The organism is Marinobacterium lacunae (assembly GCF_000705555.1).
Classification (GTDB): Bacteria; Pseudomonadota; Gammaproteobacteria; order Pseudomonadales; family Balneatricaceae; genus Marinobacterium_D; species Marinobacterium_D lacunae.
The window spans coordinates 46,939-71,777 of sequence record NZ_JMQN01000021.1 but is presented as its reverse complement, the minus strand read 5'-3'; the positions used below and the strand labels follow the sequence as shown (position 1 = coordinate 71,777).

Sequence of the window (24,839 nt, the reverse complement as noted above, 5' to 3'; positions counted from 1 at the left end):
AGTTAACTCATTGCGATGTCAACATATCAATAGCTATGGTTTGGGTGTCTTCACATAACCGAATTAGGATGGCAACGAATGGAAACAAAGAGCAACAGTTCCACTCCGCTTCGCTTTATTAAGAAACTGACCCTTGGTATTGGCGTCGCTATTTTCGCTAGCAGCCTGCAGGCCGAGACGATTAATCTTAGCTATAACGGAGCTCCCGATGCAGAGAAGAACGCCGTACACCTTTTCGCGACAAACCTGAAGAAGATTGTTGAAGAAAAAACAAATGGGGAGGTTACCCTCAAGCTCTACCCCAACAGCATGCTGGGTGAAGAACAGGAGCGTATGGAGCAGGTAATCAATAGTCCCAGCTTAAATGTGGCGTCATTCGGAGGTATCTCCCCCTTATTTCCGGAAATCTTCGTGAGCGCCATTCCGTTTATGTTCGATGATTTCGATTCGGCTCGCGCATTCTTCGACGAGGGCGAGTACTGGAAAGCAGCTCGCAAAGCCTTTTATGAAAAGACAGGCGCTCATATCATGGCTGTCGTTGAGGAAGGCGGCTTCTTGGCTTTTACAAATAATCAACGTCCGATTCATACGCCAGCTGACTTTGATGGACTGCGCTTCCGAGCAATGGACAAGAGCCAAGTCGCTCTCTACGAGTCCTTCGGAGCATCCGGCACGCCTATTCCATGGACCGAGGTTTACCTTGCCCTACGTACTGGCGTCGCGGATGGTCAGATGAACCCGCCGATGTACATTATTTTAGGTAGTTTGTACGAGGTGCAGAAATATCTGACGTTGGCAAACATTCAGTATTCAGATCAATTCCTGGTTGCAAACGACGACCTACTCAAAAATCTGAGCGATGAAAACCGCAAGCTGCTTGAGGACGCTGTCGTAGAAGCTAACGCGATTAACCGAAAAGCTGTTGAAAGTCAGGTAGAGAGCAGAATCCAATACCTGTCTGAACAGGGAATGGAAGTGTATCGTCCTTCCGCTGAAGACCTTCAGAAATTTAAAGATGTGGGTCAGCCCTCTTATCTTGCTTGGCTGAACGAGCAGTCAATAGACAAAAAATGGATTGATATGGCGCTCAAGGACGCAGAGAACGTCAAGTAAATGAAAGCACGGGTGCTCGAAAGAGCACCCTCTCGAGGCCAATAATGAATATAAAATCAGTTCGGATAGGCTTAGTCACCGGCCTTCTTAATATATCAACGGCATTACTTCTTGGAAATGTAATTATCCTTTTATACGGTGTGATCGCACGATACTTAATTAACCACTCACCCATATGGATGGATGAGCTTTCGCGGTATTTGATTATTTCCAGCGTTATGCTCGTCGCGGCCGTTGTGTATATAAAAGATGACCATATGCGGGTGACAATTTTACAAAAGGCATTGAAAGGCAACATCAGCAAGCTTATCCAGATTTACCATTGGCTTATAATTACTTCTTTGAGTGCGTTTATATGCTATGTAAGTGCCACCTATGCGATTTCAGTTTCTAAGTTCACAACAACAGGCTTGGGCATAAGTAAAACAGTTCCATTAATGGCCATCCCGATCGGATTCGGGTTGATCACGCTTGTTTCTTTATTAATGGGGCCTTTTTATCACGAGAAATATAAAGAGGAGAAGCCAGTATGTTACTAGCACTATTTGGCACATTTATTATAAATGTTCTACTAGGCTTGCCTTTATTTATATGTTTATTTCTTGCCGCCATAGCTGGGTTTTTATTTACTGATTTCAGTCTCATTCCTAGACTGCTACCCCAGCAGCTTTTTGGTGGAATTGATGTTTTCTCTCTAATGGCCATTCCGCTATTTATTTTGGCAGGTAACCTGATGAATGGTGCAGGTTTAACACCTCAACTCATTCGGCTGGCAAACTCGCTGGTTGGCCACCTGCGCGGCGGTTTGGGTTACGTGAATGTTGTCTCAAGTGTATTTTTTGCTGGCGTTAACGGCTCGGCCGTTGCCGATACATCGGCGTTGGGATCCTTGTTGGTTCCTGCAATGAAGAAAGAGGGATACTCGACAAGCTATGCCGCCGGGCTGACAGCGGGAAGTTCCTTGATCGGCCCGATCATTCCGCCGAGTATCTTTATGATCCTATACGCATCATTGACCAATACCTCAGTTGGCGATCTGTTCCTGGGGGGCGTGATTCCCGGCTTGGTACTTGGTCTGGCGTTCATGGTCATGAACTGGTACTACGCTCGGAAAGTAAATCTGGCTGTTCACCACGACAAGCCGACCCCTGCCAACATACTGATTTCGTTCATAAAAGCATCTCCCGCTCTGATGGCTCCGTTCATCATAGTAGCGAGCATCGTATTCGGGTTTGTCACTCCGACAGAGTCAGGGGCCCTTATCGTCGCCTACGCCTCGATAGTGGGCATCCTAAGCCGCAACCTTACGGCGAAAGCGGCCTGGAAAGCGCTCGTCGAAACGACGCTGCTAACCAGTGCTATCTTTCTGATCATCGGAGCTTCGTCAGTCGTAAGTTGGCTTTTGGCGTATGCCCAGGTGCCTGAGCAGTTCTCGGTTTTACTTGCCCCCTTCGCCGACAGCCCGGTTGCTGTGCTTCTTATGCTAAGCCTCATTACATTTGGCGTGGGTATGCTTATGGAAGAAGTATCGGCATTGATGCTGTTAACCCCCGTTTTTCTGCCCATAGCCCTTCATGCAGGTGTCGACCCGGTTCATCTCGGTATCATCATCACCATGAATATAACAATAGCGCTCATAACCCCGCCTATGGGTGCCTGCGTTTTTGTTGCTGCAGCGGTCAGTAAGCTTGATTTGACTGTGATGTTCAAAGCCATTTGGCCTTTTGTGGCTGTTGCTTTAGTTGTGCTGATCACTGTGATCATCTTCCCATCACTTACGCTGTATATTCCGAGCCTTTTTAAATAAGTTATGACCAAATTACATGAGATCCCTATACCCAATTACAGCATGCCTGATTGGGACGTATATCAGTCCACACCGATAGTAGAGTGTGACGATCCATTGGTGCCAGTAAGTGTGTCAAAGCGAATCGGCTTTTATCCGGCTTATTACAAAATGAATGTTGCTAACTCCATACCGGAATGCCACGTTCGTTCCCAAGTGTTCGATCGTTTGCTGCATGCAGCAAGTCTCTTGCCCAAAGGAATCCAACTGGTTGTATTGGACGGCTGGAGGCCTTTTGCAGTACAACAATATTTGTTTGATACGCTGGTAAACTTAATAATGCATACCCATGTTCAGTTAACCTCAGAAGAAGTTAATCTTGCAGCGAGGAACTTGGTTTCTCCACCCAGTACCGACCCACGCGCCCCAAGCCCTCACTTAACCGGAGGATCAGTGGATGTAACGTTGGCAGATGATGAGGGACGTTTTTTAGATATGGGATCTCTATTTGACGAAGCCAGCCCATCATCATGGACATATTACTTTGAAGATAAATCACTAAATTCCCGTGAAACTCTAGCTAGAAATAATCGAAGAATGCTGTTCAATGCGATGACTAAATCGGGTTTTACTAATTTACCAAGTGAATGGTGGCACTATGACTTTGGAAATCAGCTCTGGGCCTATAACTCGGGTAACCAAAATGCTATATACGGAGCTACTCGCCCACTCGGGATAGAAAAACTTTGGCAGAAACAGCTTAGCCGAGACATTTCGTCCCGTTAGGAATGTGTACCGATTAGCTGTCGCCGCAAGCAGTAAAATATTTCTAAACGCTTGCGGCTTTCTTATCTGAACACTTTATCTTGTGCCCCCTTTATTTATCCATGACCAACATAGAGGATAAAGGTCTTACTTTTCTTATGTTACTTATGAGTCCATCGCGATCCACTAGGACTGGTAGTCATTCAGCGCGGCTTGCCGGGCCTGCCGGTAATCGATGATCGGTTCCGGTCTCCCCGCCTGAGCGCCGGCGCCGGGTTGTTGACGTCGCTTATGCGGCGTTAGGGCCCTGAGTTCGGGCAACCAATGGGCCACGAACGTGCCCTCAGGATCGAACTTTTCGCCCTGCGTCTGCGGATTAAAAATGCGAAAGTAAGGCGCGGCATCGGCTCCAACAGAGCTGCTCCACTGCCACCCACCCAAGTTCGACGCAAAATCGGCATCGATTAGATGGCGCATGAAAAAATCTGCCCCGCGGCGCCAATCGACACGTAGCAGCTTGGTCAGATAAGACGCCACAACCATGCGCAGACGATTGTGCATCCAGCCGGTCTCCAAAAGCTGTTTCATCGCCGCATCAACGATTGGAAATCCGGTCTCCCCACGACACCAGGCATCGAATGCAGCGTCTTCCCCAAGCCAGCTGATCCTCGCCTCGACCTCGGGTCGAAAGGGCTCAAGCCGAGAAAGCCCTGGAAAGGCCACCAGAAGATGCCGGTAAAACTCGCGCCATATCAGCTCGTTTAACCAGCTTGAATTCAGCCAGTCTGGGTCATCGCACTGTGCACGTAGCGCCGCCATGCACTGACGGGGAGAGAGCGCACCAATGGTAAGATACGGCGAGAGCCTCGATGTGCCCTCCGCATCGGGATCCGTTCGTGGAAAATCGCGCTTTTTCGCGTAGTCCTGCACCCGCTCCCGCACAAACCGGTTAAGCCGCTCGCTGATCGCCTCCTCGCCGACCGGCCAGAGATCGTTTCGATAGGAAAGCGCGGTGTAATCAAGATCCTCCGGTATAGGATCCGACTCACAGGCCCTATGATGCCGCGGTTGAGGAACCGCCAGTACCGGTTGATCGAAATCGATCAGCCGTTTGCGCCATGCGTTGCTGAACGGCGTATAGACCTTGAACGGCCCTCCTTGTCCGGTCAGCACCTGTCCGGGCGGAATAATCAGCTCTCCATGAAAGGCTCGCGTGGCGATGCCTGCTTTCTCGGCTTCTGCGCAGACCGCGCCATCCCGCTGACGCTCGTTCAGCGGATACTCGTAGTTGAAGCAGATCTCGGTAGCGTTCAGTGTTCGCGCCAGCTCAGTCAGCGCCTTTGGGCAATCATCGAAGCGCTTAAGGCGCAAAACTTTCAGCGGCAACCGAAGGCGCTCTCGCTCGCTTTGCAGGGATTCCAGCTGGTCGCGCCACAGCCCCATGCGGGCGGCAGACTCACCATGCGCCTCCCAGGTTTCGGGGGTAAGGGTTACAACCAAAACAACGGAAGCTTCATCCCGGCAGGCGTGGGCAAGCGCGGGGTTGTCGGTCAATCGCAGATCGTTACGCAGCCAGACCAGACGTACAGGGGCGGTCATCAAAAATAGTCCATTCTCGATCAGATGTAGTTTCGCAAGCCCAGTTCGTGCGGATAGGGGTTCAGATAGGTTTGCTCACACACATATTCGCTGCCATAGCGCTTGAGATAGTGTTTGAGCAATGCAAGGGGAACAACCAGAGGCACCTGCCCCAGCCGATACTGTTCGATCCCCTCAAGGAGTTCCTGCTTACAATCCGAGTCGAGCGACTTTTTCAGATAACCAAGCAGGTGCATCAGCACATTGGTGTGTGTTTTGCGGGACGCGCGGTGGGTCATGTGCTCCATGAAGGATACGATGTAGCGTTGCATGGCCTCGGGCAGAGGCAACTGATGCGCCTCGGCCAGAAAGCGTCCCAGCTCCCGGTAGCCCTTATAGTGGTGAGCCATGAGCAGGTATTTCTGGCGGCTGTGGAACTGAATCAGATTATGGTAGCTGGGATCAGCCTCCACACTGCGCTTCCAGTCGTCATAGGCGAATACTCTGGCGATAAAGTTATCACGCAGAACAGGGTCGTTCAGGCGCGCCTCCTCCTCAATCGGCAACACCGGATTGCTCTCGCGCAGGGCCCTGACGAATATACCGCTACCGGCGGTATTGGGCATTCCGTTGGGGTGGTACACCTTGACCCTCTCCATGCCGCAACTGGGCGAACCTTTCATTAGGATGTAACCACGCAGATCAACCCGCTCACGCCCCACTTTTCGGCCCGCATCGAGCAGTTTGTCGGTGACATCGATACTGGCATCGACCGTACCCAGCGCCTTAGGCAGGTCGTCACCTTCAGCCACCAGCCGTATCGGCTCACGCGGTACACCCAGCCCTATCGCCATCTCGGGGCAGAAGGGGTGATAACTGAAACAATCGGACAGCACCTCGAGACAGTAACGTGAGCGTTTATGGCCTCCGTTATAGCGCACCTGCTCTCCGAGCAGACAGCTGCTGATTCCGACCGGGATCTTCTGGTCCAATACCAAAGGTTTGATATCCGGCATATCACTCTCCGCTACAGCACTCTATCGCGTTCAACCTGTCACAACCGCACGAACGGCTGGATCAACCGCCCCACCAAACCGCTGAACTTGAGCGGTGCATCGGTTGCAATCAGGCAGATACACTCTTGATCGGTATCGACAATCGGCTGATGGTCAATCTCGGCATCCACATCGGCCACATCGCCAACCCGAAAACGCCCCAGCTCATCGGAATAGGATCCCCTGAGAATCAGGGTTAGCTCACTACCCCGGTGTCCATGGTGGGGAACCGACACACCCGGAGCGATGCGCAACAAGCGCGTAGCGCCGGGGCCTGACAAACCCAGATCGTACTGATGCACCCCGTAACCCAGCCGGCGCCAGGCTAGGCCATTGAGCGAACACCCCAGTAGACTCCCCAAAGGCGATGGTACCTCTGGATCGGCATACTCAACCGACTCACTCTCAGCTGCCGGCACGTCAGGCTCGTCAAGGCGGTCCATCAGCCGATCAAGGGCTCCGGCGTCCAACGCCGCAGGCTTGACACGTTCAAGCAGCGTGCCGCCCACCGCCTCATTGAGACTGACCTTCTCCCGGCATGAGGCACACCACTGAAGGTGACAGGCGACCAACAGCGCCATCCCTTGCGGCATGGATCCACTGGCGTATGCCATCAGTGTGGCATCATCGAAGTGATGACTGATATTCATGACTCCTCCCCCCACAGCAGGCGCAACTTGTTGAAAGCCAGTCTCAGGCGCGATTTCACGCTACCCATGGGGATACCCAGTTGCTCGGCGATTTCAGAATGACTCTTACCCTCGTAGTAGGACAGAAAGAGCACTTGCGCCTGCGCCTCGGGCAGCTCGGAGATCGCCTGCTGCATACGATGTTCAAGTACTGCGTGTTCGCCGTAATGGCGCTCATCCGGGTCAGCCTCTTCCGCTGGCAACTCGTATTCGAAAACCCGTTCACGCCTCAAGCGATCGATGCATAGGTTCCGCGCCAAGGTAAAAATCCAGGTACTGGCATTGGCCTTGTCGGCGTTAAACAGGTGCGCTTTGCGCCAGACATTCAACATCGCCTCCTGCGCCAGCTCTTCAGCAACAGCAGCAGGCACGCCCAGTCGTAGTACATAGCCTTTCAGGCGCGGCCCAAAATGCGAGAACAGTTGGGCAAAAAGCTGCTTGTCACGGGTCTGCGCCATACGTGTCAGACACCGGCTCCAGCTTTCGCAGTCGGACAAGTCTCGATCGACTTTCGTTTCAGCGGCGGCTATCAACTTATCTTCCTCGGTTTCAGATTCCCGCATACTCTCCTCGTTGATACGCACCTTGCCGTTATCTGGATCATCAAGGCGCCGAAACTTTCATCAGGTACTGTAAACGCATCGAGTGATCTGTTTGATCCGCCCCGGCGTAATGAGTGCCAAAGACGCGTACTAATTAGGATAACGCAGTTATGACCGTCAGCATCATGCGCCCACTCAAAATCGCCGTCATCGGCTCGGGTATATCGGGACTCTCCTGTGCCTGGCTGTTGAGCCGTCATCATCAGGTAACCCTGTTTGAAAAGGACGACCGCCCGGGCGGACACTCCAATACCGCGCAGCTCGACATGGACGAACGCAACGCGGTTGCGGTCGACACAGGTTTCATCGTCTACAACCCGGTCAACTACCCCAATCTGGTTAAGCTCTTTGATCATCTGGGTGTCGAGACGACCGCAACCGACATGTCCTTTGCCGTATCAATCGAGAAAGGCAGGCTGGAGTACAGCGGCTGCGGACTTCCGGGATTTTTTGCCCAAAAGCGCAACTTGATCAATACCGCGCATTGGAATCTGTTACGGGAGATTCTGCGCTTTTATCGACAGGCACCTGAGTTGGTCGCCTGCGCTGCAAACGAGCCGCTCACCCTCGGCCAGATGCTTTCACGATATGGCTACAGCCGTAATTTTATCGACAATCACCTTGTACCGATGGGTGCGGCAATCTGGTCTACCCCGGCTGAGAGGATGCTGGACTACCCAGCGCTTACCTTCCTGCGGTTCTGTCAGAATCACGGTCTGGTCCAACTCAAGGATAGGCCGCAGTGGAGCACGGTTGTTGGCGGCAGTCGAGAATATGTAAAGCGTCTGCTGGCTCCGCTTGAGGGCCGGGTGCGCTATAACAGTCGCATCCACAAGGTGCAGCGTTCAAACGCCAAGGTGATTCTGCATCATCAGCATGGGCAGCAGGAGACGTTCGATCACGTTGTGCTTGCCTGTCATGCCGATCAGACCCTCTCACTGCTTGCTGATCCGAGCGCCGACGAGAGACAGCTGCTGAAGTGTTTCCCATACCAGCGTAACCGCGCCATTCTGCACTCCGATCCGTCCCTGATGCCCAGCCGCAAGAAAGCCTGGGCAAGCTGGAACTACCTCTGCTCAGGTGAACCGGGCGAGCCACCTGCCGTCAGCTACTGGATGAACCGCCTGCAGCCGCTGGCCACCGAACGCGACCTTTTTGTCACGCTCAATCCACCGCATGAACCCGAAACCGAACTGATTCACCGCAGTTATCTCTATGACCACCCCCAGTTCACGCTGGATTCGGTATCGGCACAGCGCGAACTCTGGACACTGCAAGGCTCCCGAAACACCTGGTTTTGCGGCGCCTGGTTCGGTTACGGGTTCCACGAGGACGGTTTGCAAAGTGGGTTGGCCGTTGCCGAGGCTCTCGGCGGCTGCAAACGCCCCTGGCATCTGGAAAACCCGAACAGCCGTATCCATGTGCAGCCGGTCATCCAGCCTCAGGCGGCAAAGATAGTCGAGGCACTGGCATCATGCTGACCCATATCCAGCCATCCGACTGTTGCCTGTACGCAGGTCAGGTGATGCACCACCGTTTCCAGCCACGCAGGCACCGCTTTATCTACCGTGTTGTAAGCTGGCTCATCGACCTCGACCGGCTCGACAGCCTGAACCAGCGGTTGCGCCTGTTTTCCGTGGGCCGCTTCAACCTGTTTGCGTTTTATCCCGGTGACCACGGTGATGGCAGCAAGACGCCGTTGCAGCAGCAGATAAGGGACAGGATGGCCGCTGCCAATATCGATGCCCAGGGCGCGATCAAGTTGCTGTGTTATCCGAGAATTCTGGGTTATGTCTTCAACCCGCTCAGCGTTTACTTCTGCCACAACCGCGAGGGCCAGCTAAGTGCAGTGCTCTACGAGGTAAGCAATACCTTCGGTGAGCGGCATAGTTACCTGATAGAGGCCCCTTCGGAGCGCCAAGGCGATGCGTTACGCCAGCAGTGTCCGAAAGCCTTGTATGTTTCACCGTTTATGCCGATGAACGCCCACTATCGCTTCAGGATTGTACCGCCGGACAAACGGGTCTCAGTCTGCATTCGTCAGTGCGACAACGACGGCAGCAGCCTGCTTCATGCAACCTTTACCGGCAAACGCCAGCCACTAACCGATGCACAGCTGGTGCGTACCTTTCTGCTCTATCCGCTGATGACAGTGAAGGTGATAGCCGGAATCCACTGGGAGGCCCTGCGTCTGTGGCGCAAGGGCGTGCCGCTGCAACCCCGAGTTGCCGCCCCATCACAACCGATTACCCTGATCAGAACTGCGAGGACGTCCGCCGATGAAACCGTCTGAGTACCCCGCCGCCACCTTATCAGCCACGGCAACTTCCGAGGGCTGGCTCAACCGCCGCTGGATTTCGTTCCTCAACCGGATGATGCCGAAACTCACCTACGGACGCCTCGACCTGCAACTGCCCAGCGGCAGCTGGATATCCTGCGGGCAGCTCCGCGAAGGCGCACCACACGCGCAAATCAGGCTGAACAGCTACCGACCGCTGAGACGACTGCTGCGTGGCGGGCTGATCGGTTGGGCAGAGGGATTCATGGAGGGTGAGTGGGATTGCCCCGATATCCATGACCTCGCTCTCTGGGCCGTAGGTAACGAATCCGGGCTTCAGGCGTTTATGCACGGGCATCCCTGGCTGCGGCTGGTGAACCGATTGACTCACCTGTGTAACAACAACTCCCGCCGTGGTAGCCGTCGTAACATCGCCTACCACTACGATCTGGGCAACGACTTTTATCGGCTCTGGCTTGATCCGAGCATGACTTACTCGGCGGCCCTGTTTAAAGGCGATGAGCCCCTATTTGACGCCCAACAGCACAAATACCGCTCCATTGCCCGCAAGCTTGGGCTTAAGCCGGGCGATAGCGTGTTGGAGGTTGGCTGCGGTTGGGGCGGCTTTGCAGAGCTTGCAGCACGTGAGTTCGGTGTGCAGGTACACGGCATCACCCTGTCCAGTGAGCAACTGGACTGGGCACGCGAGCGCATCAGCGCCGCAGGTCTGGATGAGCAATGCCGCTTCAGCCTGACCGACTACCGTGATGTGGAGGAGCAGTACGACCACATCGTGTCGATCGAAATGTTCGAGGCGGTAGGTGAAAAACACTGGGGAAGTTACTTTGCCATGCTCAGGCGCTGCCTGAAGCCCGGGGGGGAGGCGCTACTTCAGCTGATCAGCATCGATGATCGGCGCTTCGAGCACTACCGTCGTAACCCCGACTTTATCCAACGTTACATCTTCCCCGGCGGAATGCTGCCAAGTCCGGCTGCACTGAAGGCACAACTGGACAGCAGTCATTTCGAGCTGCTCGATGAGCAACGCTTCGGTCTCGACTATGCTCGCACACTGGTGCATTGGCGCGAGTCATTCTGCAGAGAGTGGGACAAGATAACTGCATTGGGGTTTGACGAGCGTTTCCGCCGCATGTGGCTCTATTATCTTGGCTATTGCGAAGCGGGCTTCAGAACCCGCAGAGTCGACGTCGGCTTCTACCATCTGAAACCCAAACCGGTACTCGCAACTGACATCGAGGGTGCCGCGCAATGAGTGCGCACGCGGCCACCGACATGGAGACGCTGAAACTCGAAGCGTTTTTTGACGGCAAGGTCTATGCCTGGGGATTGTTCGAGGCTCGTTTCGGCCAGCTCAAGCGCGAGTTTCAGGTCGAGATTGATGGCCGCTGGGATGGCAGCACGCTACGGCTGGAGGAGCAGTTCCTGTATCAGGATGGCGCACGAGACCGCAGGGTTTGGACGATCCGCCCTCAAGAAGACGGACGCTATGTCGGCCATGCGGCCGACCTGACGGCCGAGGCGGAGGGCGTTGCCACAGGATCACGGCTGAACTGGCGCTATCGCATGCGGCTGCAAACCGGGCACGGCGCTATCGTGGTGCGTTTCGAGGACGACTTTTTCCTCCGTCCCGGCGAGGTGATGATCAACCGGGCACGCGTCAGTAAGTGGGGTATTCGTCTTGGGGAAGTAACGCTGTTCTTCTGTCCAGCCCGTAACCTCACAGCGCCGCCATTCATGCTGTAATCCGCCTGAGCATCGATTCGGTCACCGGCAACGCATGTACGCAGCGAGTGCCCCCCATCACGAAAAGGTCGCTGACACGGCCGTTATCCCGACACAGATGTTATCGGGCTATAACATGACGCTCATCGTACCTTTTTCATTCATCGCTGTACGATGAGCGCCCTGTTCTCGATTAGGCCTGGCAGGCTCACACTTTAAAACGCCCGACCAACTGGCTCAGGCGTTTTTCGATATCTGCCATACTCATCGACATACCTGAGACTTTTTCCGCGTTATCGGTAGTGCTCTCGGCAATATCCGCGATCTTCTGCACGTTCTGACTGATCTCGTCAGCAACAGCCGTCTGCTGTTCAGCAGCACTGGCAATTTGGGTGTTCATCTCGGTAATGAGGCCAACCGATTCTGTAATGCGGGCCAGAGCCTCTCTGGCTGTGGCCGCCGTATCCATGGTCGCACGGCTCTGGTTTTGGCTGGCCTCCATAACCGATACCGCATCGCGTGTACCGCTCTGAAGTTTCTCGATCATGCGGTGAATCTCTTCTGTGCTCTGCTGCGTTCTAGTTGCAAGCGTTCGCACCTCGTCCGCAACCACTGCGAATCCGCGCCCCTGCTCACCGGCACGTGCCGCCTCGATTGCCGCATTCAGCGCCAGAAGATTGGTCTGCTCTGCAACGCCCTGAATCACATTGACGATGCTGCCGATCTGATCGGCATCCTGCCCCAGTCGGGCAATCACCTCGGCCGCACGATTAACATCCTCTGCCAGACGGTTTACCGACTCTATTGTCTTGGCCACGACCTCCTGCCCGTCGGCCGCCTGCAGATCGGCATCGCGCGCAGCGCCAGCTGCCTGAGAGGCGCTACCGGCTACCTGCTGAACAGCCGCAGCCATCTCGTGTATAGCGGCAGCAGCCTGATCGGTTTCACGCTTCTGCAGATTGGCCTCGGTATGTGTCTTATCCACAACGCCGTTCAGACTCGCCGTTGACTCGGTCAACGATGCGACAGCATTCTTGACCTCGACGATAACCTGCTGGATGTTTTGGGCAAAGCCGTTGAAGCCGACGGCCACCTGACCCACCTCATCCTGACTATCCACCGACAGACGCTGGGTCAGATCGCCATCACCCTGGCTGATCGCGTTCAATGCCTGAGCGGTGCGCTGCAACGGGCGCACGATCAGGCCGCTGACATATAGGGTAACCAGCACCACCAACAGCAGAATCCCCGCAATCATTGAGGCGACGGTCAGCATCGTACCGTCGATTTTGTGCTTGATTTCCGCCCGTCTGGTCTCAACGATTTTGTCGATGTCGTCAATATAAACGCCGGTTCCCAGCGACCAGCCCCAGCTGTCGATGCCGGCGGCATAACTGAGTTTGGGCAGCACCGCCTGGGCGCTGGGTTTGAGCCAGTCATACTCGACATACCCTCCCCCTTTGCGCGACACGCTGACCAGCTCATCAATCACCCGCACACCATTAGGATCTTTGACACTAATGAAGTTCTTACCCTCCGACGAAGGGTCAGGCCCGTAAGCAATCCTGTTACCGTCGAAGTCATACACAAAGATATAACCGTCATCGCCGAACGAGATCGCACGCAGTACATCCCGCGCCTGAGACTTGGCTTCCTCTCCACCTTTGGCGACGAATGGAGCAACCGCCGTCACCGCACTTTCAACATAATTTTTGAGTTCTTCGCGTTTAGCGCTGATCAGCCCCTCTCGAACACTATCGATCTCGGCCTGTCCCATCGCGGCCATCTCGATATAAACCGTGACCATGACAGCGGCCGTAACCATAAGAATGGGTACAATAGAGAAGAGCAGGAGTTTGCCTTTCAGTCGGAACAACTTCATTACACAACCTCAACAGGCAGGTTACGGGTTTGATCGCCACTGTCATTGAGCTCAACTCGATGACTTGGCGGTTTTCGGAATATTGCAGCTCACAATGCTTATATCGGCCAGATCAGGCAGACATTAAAAGGGATACGCGCAGCGACCAAGACTCTTTACAATACGTGAATCTGTCGACGTGCATATTAGACCTTTTTGATATGTTGATCACCGTTTAGTTGGCAGGTCGGGCCCTGATAAAACGCAAACCCCAAGATGCGATCAACTGATAAGGAGAGAGTGATGCGAAAACTGTTGGCAAAAGTTGCCGCCTGTCTGGTCGTGCTGGCCAGTGTATCTGCCAATGCCGAGACAGTGCGACTGACAACCAGCATGGGAACAATCGAGCTGGAACTGCTCAGTGCCGAAGCACCGAAAAGTACCGAAAACTTTCTGGGTTATGTGCAGAGCGGGTACTACGACGGCATGATTTTCCATCGCGTCATCCCGGGCTTCATGATCCAGGGCGGCGGCATGGACGAGAATTTCAAACCGCGCTCGACCCGTCCTCCGGTGGCCAATGAATCGGACAACGGCCTGTCCAACATGCGCGGCACCGTCGCCATGGCGCGTACTCGAAACCCGAACAGCGCAACAAGCCAGTTCTTCATCAACACCGTGAACAATGTGAATCTGGATGGCAGACCGGGCCAGCCCGGCTATACCGTGTTCGGTCGTGTGACCAGTGGTATGGATGTGGTCGATCGTATCAGCGCCGTGGAAACCACCAGCAAACCGCCGTTTCGAGATGTACCGGTCACACCGATCGTGATCGAACGGGCGGAGGTTATCCCCTCCGCCCAGTAAGCAACGCTACTCCAGCGGCAGCTTGCGCAATCGCCGTGCGTTGCTGACAACCGTGACCGACGAGGCCGCCATTGCGGCACCGGCGATGATCGGATTCAGCAACACACCGGCGACCGGATACAGCACACCGGCTGCGACAGGAATCGCGAGCACGTTGTAGATAAAAGCCCCAAAGAGGTTCTGCTGAATATTGCGAACCGTCGCGCGGGAGATGGCGATCGCATCGGCCAACGCCAGCAGCGATGAGTGCATCAGGGTAACATCGGCGCTGCTGATCGCCACATCGGTACCGGAGCCCATGGCATAGCCTATATTGGCCTGCGCCAGAGCTGGGGCATCGTTAATACCGTCGCCAACCATGGCAACGATCTCGCCCTTGCTCTGAAGGTCACGGATTACCTCCTGTTTCTGCTCCGGTTTAACCTCTGCGATTACATTCTCGATACCCACTCTCGACGCGATCGCCTCGGCCGTCCGGCGGTTGTCGCCCGATAGCAGGACAAGCTTCAGCCCTTTGGCTTTCAGACGCTTGATCGCTTCGACACTATCCTCGCGTAGCGGATCCTCAATGGCGAAGAGCGCCTTGAGTTCACCCCCCATGGCAACCCATACCAGCGAACGACCCGCACCGCTGAAGCTGTCGGCATCATTGGCCAGAGAGGCGCAATCGACGCCCTCTTCATCCATCAGTTCACGACTGCCGACCAGTACGTTTTCGCCTTGAACCTTTGCCACGACACCGCGACCCGAGCGTGCATCGAAGGATTCTACGGCCATGTCTGACGCCACGTTCCGATCCTTCAACCACTGGGTTATCGCATGAGCTAATGGATGTTCCGCACGCTTCTCCACCGCAGCGATGTAGGGAAACAGTTCAGTCTCATCGGCGAGGATACGCTGATCGACAACCTGAGGCCGCCCTTCCGTCAGCGTACCGGTTTTATCAAAAACCAGTGTGGTCAGATCTTTTGCCAGCTGCAGCGCATCTCCGTTGCGGATCAGAATCCCCTTGCTCGCGGCGCGCCCGACGCCCACCATGACCGACATCGGCGTCGCCAGCCCCAAGGCACAGGGACAGGCAACAATCAGTACCGTAACGGCGCTGATTACAGCATAAGTCCAGCCAGGATCGGGGCCAACGAGCAACCATACCGCAAATGTCAGCACCGCGATGGCCATCACCACCGGCACAAAAACACCGGCAATACGGTCGGCAAGACGGCCCAGGGCCGGTTTGGAGTTCTGTGCCTGACGCACCGCACTGACGATCTGGGCCAGCACCGTCTGATGCCCGACAGCCTTGACCGCCATCAGCAAACTGCCGGAGCCATTGACGGTACCGCCGGTTACGCTATCGCCTACACCGCGAGTAACCGGAACAGGCTCACCGGTCAGCATCGATTCATCTATATGACTCGAACCCTCGATCACCTCACCATCAACCGGCACACGCTCGCCCGGACGAATCCGTACCCGATCACCGGGTATCAGCAAAGCCACCGGCACGGTCTTCTCGCCATCCTCACGCACGCGTAACGCCTCGCGTGGTTGCAGATTGAGCAGCTCTCGCAGCGCTTTCGAGGTATTCCCCCGGGACCGCGCCTCAAGCGCCTGCCCCAGCAGGATAAAACCGATAATCATCACCGAGGCTTCGTAATACAGATGGTGTGCCTGCATCGGCACCCAGTCAGGTGCCAGCGCCAACGCCGGTAACAGCAGAGTGGAATAGACCCAGGCCGTACCGGTACCCAGTGCGATCAGGGTATCCATGTTGAAATTGCCATGGGGCAAACCCTTCCAGGCGCCTCTGAAGATATGCCCGGCACAGCCATACAACACCGCCAGTGTAATCAGCGCGGACGCCACACCGAATACCAGCCCAACCGGCGTATCAACCGATGGCATGGAATCGGTCAACATCAGCAACATCAGTAAAGAACCAATGCCCAGAGCGATCAGCGCGCGACGCAGGGTCGAGCGGTAATGCGCTTCCTCCTGCGCCGCGCGTCTACTGTGATCCTCTTCATCTTCGACCAACTCAGCGCCATACCCGGCATCTTCGATCACATCGATGACCGCAGCCGGCTCCAGATCAGCCTGGATACTCGCCGTGCGGTCTGCGAAGTTGATCGAATACTCCTGGATACCCTGAGTCCGGCCCAGAGCCTTTTCGATGCTGCGCACACAGCCGGCGCAACTCACTTGCTTCAGGGCAAATTGATAGATCGCCATACAACTCCTCCTGTTGATTTCAGACCTGCGCAAGCAGATCAACTCTTCAGACAACCAAAGGATAAACCCTAAAGCCGACTACAGAGTCAAGAGTCTAAATATAATAGCAATTAAGGAGGGGAAATCAGCGCTTGATCGCTACGTAGCGTCCCTGCATGACAAAGGCCACCTGCTCACCACAAAGCACCTCTATCTCAAGATCGAGACGCCCCCTGTCACGCTCGCCGATGCGGTTCAGCAGGTGATCACAGGCAGCCTGATCGGGCAAACGCACCCGCGCGAAAAACGCCTCTTTGATCGGAGACTTATAACTTTGGTGGGCATCGGCGATCACCACGTCGCAATCAAGCCCCTGCTCTCGCAGGTAGAGCGTGGTCATACACCAACCGGTGAGGGTCGCCAGTGCTGAAATGGATCCGCCAAAACCCGTACCCTTGTCATTCACATTCGGCGCCAGTGGCACATGCAGTTCAAGTGAACGACCGTCGTACTCCAACCGCTCTATCTGCATCGCCGTTGTCAACGGGATGCTCCTGTAGAGCCAGGCAAGGAATTGTTTCGGATCGGTCGTCAGTTCATTCATGATCGTTGGCTCAATTCGGCCAGTCGGACAACAGGCGTGATGTATCGGCCTCAGGTACAGTCTTCTCCTTGAGAGCCTGCCCCAGATAGATAAAACCGATGATCTGTTCATTATCGGCCAGCCCAAGCCCCTTGGCCACTTCAGGGTTAAATGCCATATCGCCCGAGCGCCACATCGCCCCTAGCCCCAACGCACTGGCGGCTTGAACCACCGAGTGCGCAGCGCATCCAGCCGTGATCACCTGTTCGCTTACCGGCACCTTGGGGTGCTCCTGCGTGCAAGCGATGGCCACCAAAATCATCGGCGCGCGCTTGGGCATGTTCAGCAGCTTTGTTGACTGCGCATCGCTCAGCTCACCAGCCTCGGTCTGGCTAGCGGAGAGAAACAGCTCTCCCAGTTTGCTCAACCCCTCATCCTGCACTCTCAGGAAGCGGTAGGGGGTAAGAGAGCCATGATCCGGCGCACGCGATGCAGCCTTCATCATCACTTCAAGCTGCTCGTCTGTTGGAGCCGGAGCCTGAAGTGCCGGGCAGGAGGTACGATTGAGCAAAAGTTCTAGAGCATCCATGTTTTATCCTTACTGTCGCGCCAGGCGAGGGTTAACCGGCTCATCTGCAATGCTGGAACGATAAGGGTTGATATCCAGCCCGCCGCGTCTTACGTAACGCGCATACACACTCAGCTTCTGTGGACGGCAACGCTGCCAGATATCCATGAAGATGTTCTCCACACACTGTTCGTGGAAGTCTCCGTGTTCACGGTAGGACACGATGTATGCCAGCAGCCCCTTGCGATCAATCTTGCCACCCTTATAACGGATTTGAACGCTGCCCCAGTCCGGCTGCCCCGTAACGGGACAATTGGATTTCAGCAGATGACTGACCAGCGTTTCGCTGACGATCTCATTGCTCGATTGCAACAGGTTGGGCGCGGGCGTGTAGTGCTCCACATCGATCTCCAGATCATCGATGCAGGCTCCTTCAAGCTTACCCATCTGCAGCGGCGCATCAGGTCGCACAAGACGTACACTGACATCACCACCGGCAGCCTGAGACAGATCCTGTTTGAGATGCGCCTGTACCTCGGACTCACTGCCAAAACGGGTCAGGTTGTAGGAGTTGAGATACAGCTTGAACGACTTGGACTCGATAATATGGGCGGAATTTGCCGGTATTCGGAATTCAGCCAAACGCACCACTGGCTTGCCGCGGCTGTCGAGCCAGGACAACTCGTACGCGTTCCAGATATCGACGCCGCGAAACGGCAGTGTACTGCGATCGATCCCCTTGGCCTGCCAGTTTATTTCTCGTGCAATCGGGTAAAGCAGCCCCGGATCGTAGCGGTTTACGTAACGAGTCCCCTGCCCGAGCGGCGATTGCTTGATCGACTCATGTTCACTCATCAGCTGCGGATACCTTTGCCAATGTTAAGAAGGTGCAGCGAAAAACCGGCCAGCACAACGATGAATCCGATGATCATCGCGAACGCAAAGCCGACGTTAATGTCGCTTACCCCCAGAATGCCATAACGGAAGGTGTTGACCATATACAGAATAGGATTGAGCTGCGAAACGCCCTGCCAGAAATCCGGCAACAACTCGATACTGTAAAACACCCCACCCAGATAGGTCAGTGGCGTTAACACAAATGTGGGTATGATCGATATATCGTCAAACGTGTTGGCGAATACCGCGTTGATAAACCCACCAAGTGCAAATACGGTCGATGTAAGCAGCACAATGCTGACCGTCACACCCAGATGGTGGATCTGCAGGTTTGTAAAAAACAGCGACAACGCCGTCACGATAAGCCCCACCGCCAAACCGCGCGCCATCCCACCGATGACGTAACCGGCCAGAATCACCCAGTTCGGTACCGGTGCTACCAGCAGCTCTTCGATATTGTGCTGAAACTTGGTACCGAAGAACGAGGACACCACATTACCGTAGGAGTTTGTTATCACCGACATCATGATCAAGCCGGGCACGATGTACTCCATGTAATCGAACCCGCCCATGTCTCCGATGCGTGAGCCAATGAGGTTGCCGAATATGATGAAGTAAAGCGTCATCGTAATCGCAGGGGGTAGGAGTGTCTGCGCCCATATACGGGTAAAACGGCGCACCTCCTTGACCACAATAGTCCAGAAAGCGGTGAGCAGCAGTTGGCTGTTCATAAAAAGTCCTTACAGATTCTTGTCGACAAGCGAAACGAACAGCTCTTCCAAACGGTTCGCTTTATTACGCATGCTCGCCACGGTGTACCCCATGGCCGAAAGCTGGGAAAAGATCGGATTAAGTCCCTTGGATTTCTCGACATCGACCTCCAGCGTATGCGGGTCGGTAAGCCTGACACTGTAGCCATCAAGCTCGGGCACCGAGTCGATATCCTGCTCGAGATCGAGCACAAAGGTTTCCATATTCAGCTTCGCCAGCAGCGATTTCATGGTGCTGTTCTGAATAATCCGACCGTGATCGATGATCGCGATATTGCGACAGAGGCTCTCGGCTTCTTCCAGATAATGTGTTGTCAGAATAATGGTAGTGCCGGCAGCGTTTATCTCACGCAGAAACTCCCACATAGAGCGGCGCAACTCGATATCCACACCGGCGGTGGGCTCATCGAGAATCAGCATTTTCGGATCATGTACCAGCGCACGTGCAATCATCAGGCGGCGCTTCATGCCACCGGATAGCATTCGGGCCCGCACATCGCGTTTTTCCCACAATCCCAGCTTACGCAAGTAAAACTCCGCCCGTTCGCTGGCACGCTTGCGTCCTATACCGTAATAGCCGGCCTGTGTGACGACGATATCGAACACTTTTTCGAACGGGTTGAAGTTGAACTCCTGAGGCACGACGCCCAAGCATAACTTGGCAGAGGTCAGATGTGTGTCAATGTCGTGGCCAAATACCCTAACCTTGCCATCGCTTTTGTTTACCAACGACGAAACAATGCCCAGAGTTGTCGACTTGCCGGCACCATTGGGGCCCAAAAGTGCGAAAAAGTCGCCCTCTTTAACCTCAAGCGAAATACCTTTTAGTGCCTCGAAGCCGTTATCGTATGTCTTGCGCAGGTTATCGATACTCAGCGCTAGGGTCATAAAAATCCTGTCCATTCAGTCATAACGAGGGTTGGATATGGGGACGACTGTTGAAAATATCAACCACTGCTCTTGTTATTGGCCGGTGTAGTCCCCACAAAAGAGGCTTAAACGTACCAACTTTCGTGGGGCAACCGTGACCGATTTCCACACCTATCACCTGAACCTGCTCAAACTGGCCTATAACAATCTGATCAAGCAACCGCCCTTTGATGATCCCGCGATCACGAGCGTTGATGCCGAGTTTCTGGAGCAGTTTGCTGCATTAACAGAAGGTTTCGAACAACACGAGCCCTGGGTGTACGAAGAGGGACCACTGCTGATAAGCCGACTGGTTCGCGCTTACCCCCATTTAGTGCACCTAGTGGCGCGCGATCTATTCTGGCTGTTCGGCGGAGACTGCCTGCACCATATGCCGGATGAAGAGCTCGCCTTATTTTCCCAGCTCGACGAAGCCAGGGCTGAAGCCGAACGTAAAGGCGAAGCGTTTGACTACCTCGCCGAACGTACACGCCTGTTCAACTGAGTACTCACTGAACATGTTTTGACAGGCGCATCCCCAGCGCGGCCAACACTTGCCGGTCGCGCCCGTTTCAGAAACCTCAGAGAGACTGAGCCGTCTCGCCAGAGCCACCTGCCCGCTGGGATACAACCAGATTGTCAGCGTCGGATTTCGGCAGCGCTTCATCCAGTCGAGCCAGGTACTGCTTGAGCAGAGAATCAAACGCTTTGCGGTCTTTACCCTCCAGGTGCTTGGCGATGGGTATCGCCGCCTTCACCGCATTCACCGGACGGCCTGCAATACGGAACTCATAGTGCAAATGGGGGCCCGTCACTCGCCCACTGGATCCGGACAAGGCTATTTTCTGACCCCGGCTGACACGCTGCCCTTTATGAACAAGCGCCTTGCTCAGATGCAGGTAACGGGTGGTATACCGCTCACTATGCTTAACCTCGACATAGAGCCCTGCATACTTATGATTCACCACACGCGTCACAACACCATCACCGGCGGACACAATCGGTGTACCACTGCGCATCGCGAAGTCGACACCGTTATGCGGGCGATACAGACCGGTGACCGGATGGTGACGATTTGGATTGAACGGCGATGAAACACGGTAATTCCCATTAAATGGGTAACGCAGGAACGCCTTACTGAGGCTTCTACCCTTCTCATCGTAGTAGCTGCCGTCGTAGTAGAAGATCGACACCGGAGAGCGATTCGCCATCATGCGCACCGCCTCAACCTTGGTTTCGCCTGTTTCTTCACCCTCTACATACTGACGAGAGATCAGCACTTCAAACAGGTCCCCCTTGCGAATGTCCCGACGGAAGTTGATCTTCTCCTTGAGAAGGCGTGAGATCTGATAGACATCACGAGAATCAAGCCCTTGCGCCTCGGCATCAATCGAAAAACTTCTGCCTATCTCGCCGGTAATTGCATACTCCTGCCAAACACCGGGCAAGCGTGTTTCAGAAAACTCAAACCCGGCGTCTTTTTTACGCGTGTACGTCACTTTATGGGCGGCAGAAAAACGCAGCTGCAACATCTGCAACTGCTCACTATCGACATCGATCAGGAGCTTTACACCGGGCTTGATGTCATCAAGCGCCAAAGCGCTTTCATCCGCTTCGAGCACCTGATAAAGATCAGGCATCGGCAGATGCAATTTTTCAAAAATACCGGTCAATGTATCCCCGGGCTGAATCTCGTACTGCCACATGCGGGACTCATCAACCCCCTTCGACTTGACCTCGGACACAACGGCACCAGTCTCAGCCAAGGAATCGGCATCCGGCGCGACGCTCGTCACCGCCGCCGGTAATTCAAGGGGTATAACGATACGACTGCCGTCCTGCATCAACACAGGATCAGCCTGACCATCAACAACAGAATCGGTATTACCCGGCAGAAGCATCAACCCCAACACGGATACAGACAATACAGCCAACAGAGCACGATAGAGACGGGGCAAACGTTTAATAAAAGCAATAAGACGTCGAACCATAAGACCAGATGCCCTCAACATATAACCATTCGAAGCCAGATACAGGTAAAAATCGAATCAGTGACCCAGTATCCGGCAAATTAGTTCGAATTTGGAGTGTTGCCACACATAAAAAGAGTCACTAACCGTAAAATCGGATTTCCTAAACAGTTACAGCAGAATACCGAAAACTGGCCAGCCACGAAAACTCATTATTTTAATAATGCGACACACTAAAAGGCGAGAATGCGCCCCAACAAATAAAACCGAGCAGCTCCGCTTAGGGCAATAGCACAAAACGCATTCAAAGGAGAAGATTCGGAGCGCGAAACGAGGCTCGCACCGGACAACACTCCGATCGCAGCTCCAACAGATAAACCTGAGTCGCCCCGATCAGGGCACTGAAACAAGAGAAATTCGAGGAGAAATTTGGAGCGGGAAACGAGACTCGAACCGGCCGGCGCTCCGGTCGCGACCCCAACAAAAAGTGGGTCGCCCCGCTTAGGGCACTGGTATAAGAAACAAATGAGGAGGAAAATTTGGAGCGGGAAACGAGACTCGAACTCGCGACCCCAACCTTGGCAAGGTTGTGCTCTACCAACTGAGCTATTCCCGCTTACCTCTGATCTCGAAGACCGAGATAAGAGATGGCGTCCCATAGGGGGTTCGAACCCCTGTTACCGCCGTGAAAGGGCGGTGTCCTAGGCCACTAGACGAATGGGACGCAGCCTTGGAAAACGCTAATTTTCGACTTGGAGCGGGAAACGAGACTCGAACTCGCGACCCCAACCTTGGCAAGGTTGTGCTCTACCAACTGAGCTATTCCCGCTTACCTCTGATCTCGAAGACCGAGATAAGAGATGGCGTCCCATAGGGGGTTCGAACCCCTGTTACCGCCGTGAAAGGGCGGTGTCCTAGGCCACTAGACGAATGGGACGTAGCCGAAGCGCTTTCGCGTTCCTCATCGAGGAGGCGCAAATAATACGTACGCCCCTTGCCCGCGTCAACACCCAAAATTAATTTTTTTATCTTTCTGCGCGCACCTATACACGTCCTAACCTATTGAAATAAAAATTGAATATTTTTTATACAGCGCTACAGCCGACCTTCACAGAAACACACCTCACTCTCGCCTTACATAGCTAACAAAAAGCGGGAATACAGTTCCAATGAGCATGCGCAACGTTCTTGAAAGAGAAAATGTAGAACTGAAAAAAGACTCGGATCAACCGGCGCTCCGACCACAAACACAAGCCATTGAAAGTCAGCCGCCCCGATTAGGGCACTGGTATAAGAAACAAATGAGGAGGAAAACTTGGAACGGGAAACGAGACTCGAACCGGCCGGCGCTCCGGTCGCGACCCCAACAAAAAGTGGGTCGCCCCGCTTAGGGCACTGGCATAAGAAACAAATGGGGAGGAAAATTTGGAGCGGGAAACGAGACTCGAACCGGCCGGCGCTCCGGTCGCGACCCCAACAAAAAGTGGGTCGCCCCGCCGCTTAGGGCACTGGCATAAGAAACAAATGGGGAGGAAAATTTGGAGCGGGAAACGAGACTCGAACTCGCGACCCCAACCTTGGCAAGGTTGTGCTCTACCAACTGAGCTATTCCCGCTTAGTGGCGTCCCATAGGGGGTTCGAACCCCTGTTACCGCCGTGAAAGGGCGGTGTCCTAGGCCACTAGACGAATGGGACGCTTAGGACGAATCCAGTAGTAACTGGATGCGGAGCGCATATTAATGACGACAACATGACCGGTCAAGAGTTTTTTAAAGCTTTTTACTATAGAATCAAACGCTTCAACGCAGTAACCCGGTTCAGAGGAAATATCATGAGTCCGACACAGATAGGCATGCTGATACTTGGCGGCATCTTGGTGATGGCCGTAACCGCCTACATCATCCAGTCTATCGAGACTCAACGCCGCGAGCGTCGCATGAAACTTCTCGCCCTCAAGGACCAGATCCGTCGTGCCGACCACCTACTCGGAAGCCTGCCCGCCTTCTATGTTACGCCCGATATTCGCGCCGTGCTGATCAAGTACATGGAGCTCCGGTGGCAGCAGGTGCTTGAGCTGGACTCAAACCCAATCTACAAAAAAGAGCTGGATAAACTGACCGAGCAGGCATCCACACCTTTCGAGCCTGGCCAGTATCCCAGCGGGTCACTCACCTACTGCTCAGACCGCGATACGGCCCGCCGCTCGCGTGCACTGTTGCGGGAGCTTGCACAGTTCCTGACCGACCTGCAAAAACAGCAGCTGTTCTCTCAGCAAACGCTGAACGCAATGATCAAGCACATCAAGTTGAGTTACAGCCGTCTGACAATAGAACTGGAACTTATGGACGCGCAAACCACTGAAGAGCTCTCCGGTCCGCAGGTAGCACTGCATACATACCGCAGCGCCATGGCGCGACTCCAGGGGTTCAACAGCGCCTATCAGATAGACGCTCAGATCTTTGCACTCTCACGCAAGATCGAGTCCTGTGAAAAAGTGGCAGAGGAGTTGCGTCAGCAAACTGAAGAGGAGCTTCGCCAACGCGATGAAGAAGCCCGCGAACAGGAGCAGCGCGAGCGTTACCGCTAATCCACCT

23 protein-coding genes and 6 tRNA genes are annotated in these 24,839 nt (G+C 54.4%); 11 read left to right on the top strand and 18 right to left on the bottom strand.

What is annotated here, in order from left to right:
• Nucleotides 1-78 precede the first annotated feature (78 nt).
• From ADIMK_RS08755 to ADIMK_RS21670, 4 genes are all read left to right on the top strand, one after another.
• Nucleotides 79-1,113, top strand: coding sequence for a TRAP transporter substrate-binding protein (locus ADIMK_RS08755; protein WP_051692739.1), 1,035 nt, complete (start codon nucleotides 79-81; stop codon nucleotides 1,111-1,113).
• A 44-nt stretch (nucleotides 1,114-1,157) separates the two neighbouring features.
• Entirely contained in the window at nucleotides 1,158-1,652 is a 495-nt protein-coding gene (locus ADIMK_RS08750; RefSeq protein WP_081849723.1) for a TRAP transporter small permease, read from the top strand.
• Nucleotides 1,643-2,920, top strand: coding sequence for a TRAP transporter large permease (locus ADIMK_RS08745; RefSeq protein ID WP_036186417.1), 1,278 nt, complete (start codon nucleotides 1,643-1,645; stop codon nucleotides 2,918-2,920). The genes ADIMK_RS08750 and ADIMK_RS08745 overlap by 10 nt, the downstream gene beginning before the upstream one ends.
• A 111-nt stretch (nucleotides 2,921-3,031) precedes the next feature.
• Complete coding sequence (locus ADIMK_RS21670) at nucleotides 3,032-3,685, top strand: M15 family metallopeptidase (RefSeq protein WP_231517026.1); 654 nt, start codon at nucleotides 3,032-3,034, stop codon at nucleotides 3,683-3,685.
• Between the two features lie 165 nt (nucleotides 3,686-3,850).
• On the opposite strand, the gene phrB is transcribed toward ADIMK_RS21670, so the two are convergent.
• Genes phrB through ADIMK_RS08725 form a run of 4 tightly spaced genes read right to left on the bottom strand, consistent with a single transcriptional unit; the run spans nucleotide 3,851 to nucleotide 7,549 of the window.
• Nucleotides 3,851-5,263 (bottom strand): deoxyribodipyrimidine photo-lyase, encoded by a 1,413-nt coding sequence (gene phrB / locus ADIMK_RS08740; RefSeq protein WP_036186414.1) that lies wholly within the window; start codon nucleotides 5,261-5,263, stop codon nucleotides 3,851-3,853.
• Between the two features lie 20 nt (nucleotides 5,264-5,283).
• Nucleotides 5,284-6,258: a YbgA family protein gene (locus ADIMK_RS08735; protein ID WP_036186410.1), complete on the bottom strand. Its 975-nt coding sequence runs from the start codon at nucleotides 6,256-6,258 to the stop codon at nucleotides 5,284-5,286.
• Between the two features lie 38 nt (nucleotides 6,259-6,296).
• Complete coding sequence (locus tag ADIMK_RS08730; protein WP_036186407.1) at nucleotides 6,297-6,947, bottom strand: ChrR family anti-sigma-E factor; 651 nt, start codon at nucleotides 6,945-6,947, stop codon at nucleotides 6,297-6,299.
• Nucleotides 6,944-7,549, bottom strand: a complete 606-nt coding sequence (locus ADIMK_RS08725; protein ID WP_051692738.1) for a sigma-70 family RNA polymerase sigma factor — start codon at nucleotides 7,547-7,549, stop codon at nucleotides 6,944-6,946. The genes ADIMK_RS08730 and ADIMK_RS08725 overlap by 4 nt, the downstream gene beginning before the upstream one ends.
• A gap of 149 nt (nucleotides 7,550-7,698) precedes the next feature.
• Here ADIMK_RS08725 and ADIMK_RS08720 point away from each other — a divergent pair, with 149 nt between their 5' ends.
• Genes ADIMK_RS08720 through ADIMK_RS08705 form a run of 4 tightly spaced genes read left to right on the top strand, consistent with a single transcriptional unit; the run spans nucleotide 7,699 to nucleotide 11,630 of the window.
• Nucleotides 7,699-9,069: an NAD(P)/FAD-dependent oxidoreductase gene (locus tag ADIMK_RS08720; protein ID WP_036186404.1), complete on the top strand. Its 1,371-nt coding sequence runs from the start codon at nucleotides 7,699-7,701 to the stop codon at nucleotides 9,067-9,069.
• The gene (locus tag ADIMK_RS08715) at nucleotides 9,063-9,881 is read left to right on the top strand and encodes a DUF1365 domain-containing protein (RefSeq protein ID WP_036186402.1); all 819 of its coding nucleotides are present in this window, start codon (nucleotides 9,063-9,065) and stop codon (nucleotides 9,879-9,881) included. The genes ADIMK_RS08720 and ADIMK_RS08715 overlap by 7 nt, the downstream gene beginning before the upstream one ends.
• Nucleotides 9,868-11,139, top strand: coding sequence for an SAM-dependent methyltransferase (locus tag ADIMK_RS08710; protein WP_051692736.1), 1,272 nt, complete (start codon nucleotides 9,868-9,870; stop codon nucleotides 11,137-11,139). Before ADIMK_RS08715 ends, ADIMK_RS08710 begins: the two co-directional genes overlap by 14 nt.
• Nucleotides 11,136-11,630, top strand: coding sequence for a DUF3833 family protein (locus ADIMK_RS08705; RefSeq protein ID WP_051692734.1), 495 nt, complete (start codon nucleotides 11,136-11,138; stop codon nucleotides 11,628-11,630). Before ADIMK_RS08710 ends, ADIMK_RS08705 begins: the two co-directional genes overlap by 4 nt.
• Before the next feature lie 187 nt (nucleotides 11,631-11,817).
• On the opposite strand, the gene ADIMK_RS08700 is transcribed toward ADIMK_RS08705, so the two are convergent.
• Nucleotides 11,818-13,491, bottom strand: coding sequence for a methyl-accepting chemotaxis protein (locus ADIMK_RS08700; RefSeq protein ID WP_036186399.1), 1,674 nt, complete (start codon nucleotides 13,489-13,491; stop codon nucleotides 11,818-11,820).
• Between the two features lie 282 nt (nucleotides 13,492-13,773).
• On the opposite strand from ADIMK_RS08700, the gene ADIMK_RS08695 reads away from it, so the two are divergent.
• A complete protein-coding gene (locus ADIMK_RS08695) occupies nucleotides 13,774-14,337 on the top strand; it encodes a peptidylprolyl isomerase (RefSeq protein WP_197027510.1) in 564 nt (187 codons plus the stop codon).
• 6 nt (nucleotides 14,338-14,343) lie between these two features.
• On the opposite strand, the gene ADIMK_RS08690 is transcribed toward ADIMK_RS08695, so the two are convergent.
• From ADIMK_RS08690 to ADIMK_RS08665, 6 genes are all read right to left on the bottom strand, one after another.
• Nucleotides 14,344-16,569, bottom strand: a complete 2,226-nt coding sequence (locus ADIMK_RS08690) for a heavy metal translocating P-type ATPase (protein ID WP_051692732.1) — start codon at nucleotides 16,567-16,569, stop codon at nucleotides 14,344-14,346.
• 124 nt (nucleotides 16,570-16,693) lie between these two features.
• On the bottom strand, nucleotides 16,694-17,152 hold the full coding sequence (locus ADIMK_RS08685; protein ID WP_036186393.1) for a YiiD C-terminal domain-containing protein: 459 nt from the start codon (nucleotides 17,150-17,152) through the stop codon (nucleotides 16,694-16,696).
• A 10-nt stretch (nucleotides 17,153-17,162) separates the two neighbouring features.
• On the bottom strand, nucleotides 17,163-17,720 hold the full coding sequence (locus ADIMK_RS08680; RefSeq protein WP_036186391.1) for a nitroreductase family protein: 558 nt from the start codon (nucleotides 17,718-17,720) through the stop codon (nucleotides 17,163-17,165).
• A 9-nt stretch (nucleotides 17,721-17,729) separates the two neighbouring features.
• Nucleotides 17,730-18,554: an NADPH-dependent 7-cyano-7-deazaguanine reductase QueF gene (gene queF, locus ADIMK_RS08675; RefSeq protein WP_036186390.1), complete on the bottom strand. Its 825-nt coding sequence runs from the start codon at nucleotides 18,552-18,554 to the stop codon at nucleotides 17,730-17,732.
• A complete protein-coding gene (locus tag ADIMK_RS08670; RefSeq protein ID WP_036186387.1) occupies nucleotides 18,554-19,327 on the bottom strand; it encodes an ABC transporter permease in 774 nt (257 codons plus the stop codon). Before ADIMK_RS08670 ends, queF begins: the two co-directional genes overlap by 1 nt.
• A gap of 9 nt (nucleotides 19,328-19,336) precedes the next feature.
• Complete coding sequence (locus tag ADIMK_RS08665; protein WP_036186384.1) at nucleotides 19,337-20,254, bottom strand: ABC transporter ATP-binding protein; 918 nt, start codon at nucleotides 20,252-20,254, stop codon at nucleotides 19,337-19,339.
• 136 nt (nucleotides 20,255-20,390) lie between these two features.
• Here ADIMK_RS08665 and ADIMK_RS08660 point away from each other — a divergent pair, with 136 nt between their 5' ends.
• The gene (locus tag ADIMK_RS08660) at nucleotides 20,391-20,780 is read left to right on the top strand and encodes a PA2817 family protein (RefSeq protein ID WP_036186382.1); all 390 of its coding nucleotides are present in this window, start codon (nucleotides 20,391-20,393) and stop codon (nucleotides 20,778-20,780) included.
• A 76-nt stretch (nucleotides 20,781-20,856) separates the two neighbouring features.
• Here the strand turns inward: ADIMK_RS08660 and ADIMK_RS08655 are convergent, their stop codons facing one another.
• The 7 genes from ADIMK_RS08655 to ADIMK_RS08625 all read right to left on the bottom strand — a co-directional run bounded on the left by ADIMK_RS08655 (nucleotide 20,857) and on the right by ADIMK_RS08625 (nucleotide 23,940).
• Nucleotides 20,857-22,266: a peptidoglycan DD-metalloendopeptidase family protein gene (locus ADIMK_RS08655; RefSeq protein ID WP_051692730.1), complete on the bottom strand. Its 1,410-nt coding sequence runs from the start codon at nucleotides 22,264-22,266 to the stop codon at nucleotides 20,857-20,859.
• A 519-nt stretch (nucleotides 22,267-22,785) separates the two neighbouring features.
• Nucleotides 22,786-22,861, bottom strand: a tRNA-Gly gene (locus ADIMK_RS08650).
• Between the two features lie 32 nt (nucleotides 22,862-22,893).
• Nucleotides 22,894-22,969, bottom strand: a tRNA-Glu gene (locus ADIMK_RS08645).
• 29 nt (nucleotides 22,970-22,998) lie between these two features.
• Nucleotides 22,999-23,074: transfer RNA gene (locus ADIMK_RS08640), tRNA-Gly, on the bottom strand.
• Nucleotides 23,075-23,106: 32 nt separating this feature from the next.
• Nucleotides 23,107-23,182: transfer RNA gene (locus ADIMK_RS08635), tRNA-Glu, on the bottom strand.
• Between the two features lie 602 nt (nucleotides 23,183-23,784).
• Nucleotides 23,785-23,860, bottom strand: a tRNA-Gly gene (locus ADIMK_RS08630).
• 4 nt (nucleotides 23,861-23,864) lie between these two features.
• Nucleotides 23,865-23,940, bottom strand: a tRNA-Glu gene (locus ADIMK_RS08625).
• A 136-nt stretch (nucleotides 23,941-24,076) separates the two neighbouring features.
• Between ADIMK_RS08625 and ADIMK_RS08620 the strand changes: the two genes are divergently transcribed.
• Nucleotides 24,077-24,832 carry a hypothetical protein gene (locus ADIMK_RS08620; protein ID WP_036186379.1) on the top strand — a complete coding sequence of 252 codons (756 nt, stop codon included), beginning with the start codon at nucleotides 24,077-24,079 and terminating at the stop codon, nucleotides 24,830-24,832.
• Nucleotides 24,833-24,839 lie beyond the last annotated feature (7 nt).

Coding starts and splice junctions, on each gene's coding strand:
- ADIMK_RS08745 (WP_036186417.1), top strand. CDS start 1,643: ATGTTACTAGCACTATTTGGCACATTTATTATAAATGTTCTACTAGGC.
- ADIMK_RS08695 (WP_197027510.1), top strand. CDS start 13,774: ATGCGAAAACTGTTGGCAAAAGTTGCCGCCTGTCTGGTCGTGCTGGCC.
- ADIMK_RS08710 (WP_051692736.1), top strand. CDS start 9,868: ATGAAACCGTCTGAGTACCCCGCCGCCACCTTATCAGCCACGGCAACT.
- ADIMK_RS08700 (WP_036186399.1), bottom strand. CDS start 13,491: ATGAAGTTGTTCCGACTGAAAGGCAAACTCCTGCTCTTCTCTATTGTA.
- ADIMK_RS08755 (WP_051692739.1), top strand. CDS start 79: ATGGAAACAAAGAGCAACAGTTCCACTCCGCTTCGCTTTATTAAGAAA.
- ADIMK_RS08670 (WP_036186387.1), bottom strand. CDS start 19,327: ATGAACAGCCAACTGCTGCTCACCGCTTTCTGGACTATTGTGGTCAAG.
- ADIMK_RS08655 (WP_051692730.1), bottom strand. CDS start 22,266: ATGGTTCGACGTCTTATTGCTTTTATTAAACGTTTGCCCCGTCTCTAT.
- ADIMK_RS08725 (WP_051692738.1), bottom strand. CDS start 7,549: ATGCGGGAATCTGAAACCGAGGAAGATAAGTTGATAGCCGCCGCTGAA.
- ADIMK_RS08735 (WP_036186410.1), bottom strand. CDS start 6,258: ATGCCGGATATCAAACCTTTGGTATTGGACCAGAAGATCCCGGTCGGA.
- ADIMK_RS08720 (WP_036186404.1), top strand. CDS start 7,699: ATGACCGTCAGCATCATGCGCCCACTCAAAATCGCCGTCATCGGCTCG.
- ADIMK_RS08705 (WP_051692734.1), top strand. CDS start 11,136: ATGAGTGCGCACGCGGCCACCGACATGGAGACGCTGAAACTCGAAGCG.
- ADIMK_RS08715 (WP_036186402.1), top strand. CDS start 9,063: ATGCTGACCCATATCCAGCCATCCGACTGTTGCCTGTACGCAGGTCAG.
- ADIMK_RS08750 (WP_081849723.1), top strand. CDS start 1,158: ATGAATATAAAATCAGTTCGGATAGGCTTAGTCACCGGCCTTCTTAAT.
- ADIMK_RS08620 (WP_036186379.1), top strand. CDS start 24,077: ATGAGTCCGACACAGATAGGCATGCTGATACTTGGCGGCATCTTGGTG.
- ADIMK_RS08690 (WP_051692732.1), bottom strand. CDS start 16,569: ATGGCGATCTATCAATTTGCCCTGAAGCAAGTGAGTTGCGCCGGCTGT.
- ADIMK_RS08665 (WP_036186384.1), bottom strand. CDS start 20,254: ATGACCCTAGCGCTGAGTATCGATAACCTGCGCAAGACATACGATAAC.
- ADIMK_RS08680 (WP_036186391.1), bottom strand. CDS start 17,720: ATGGATGCTCTAGAACTTTTGCTCAATCGTACCTCCTGCCCGGCACTT.
- ADIMK_RS08685 (WP_036186393.1), bottom strand. CDS start 17,152: ATGAATGAACTGACGACCGATCCGAAACAATTCCTTGCCTGGCTCTAC.
- ADIMK_RS08730 (WP_036186407.1), bottom strand. CDS start 6,947: ATGAATATCAGTCATCACTTCGATGATGCCACACTGATGGCATACGCC.
- phrB (WP_036186414.1), bottom strand. CDS start 5,263: ATGACCGCCCCTGTACGTCTGGTCTGGCTGCGTAACGATCTGCGATTG.
- queF (WP_036186390.1), bottom strand. CDS start 18,554: ATGAGTGAACATGAGTCGATCAAGCAATCGCCGCTCGGGCAGGGGACT.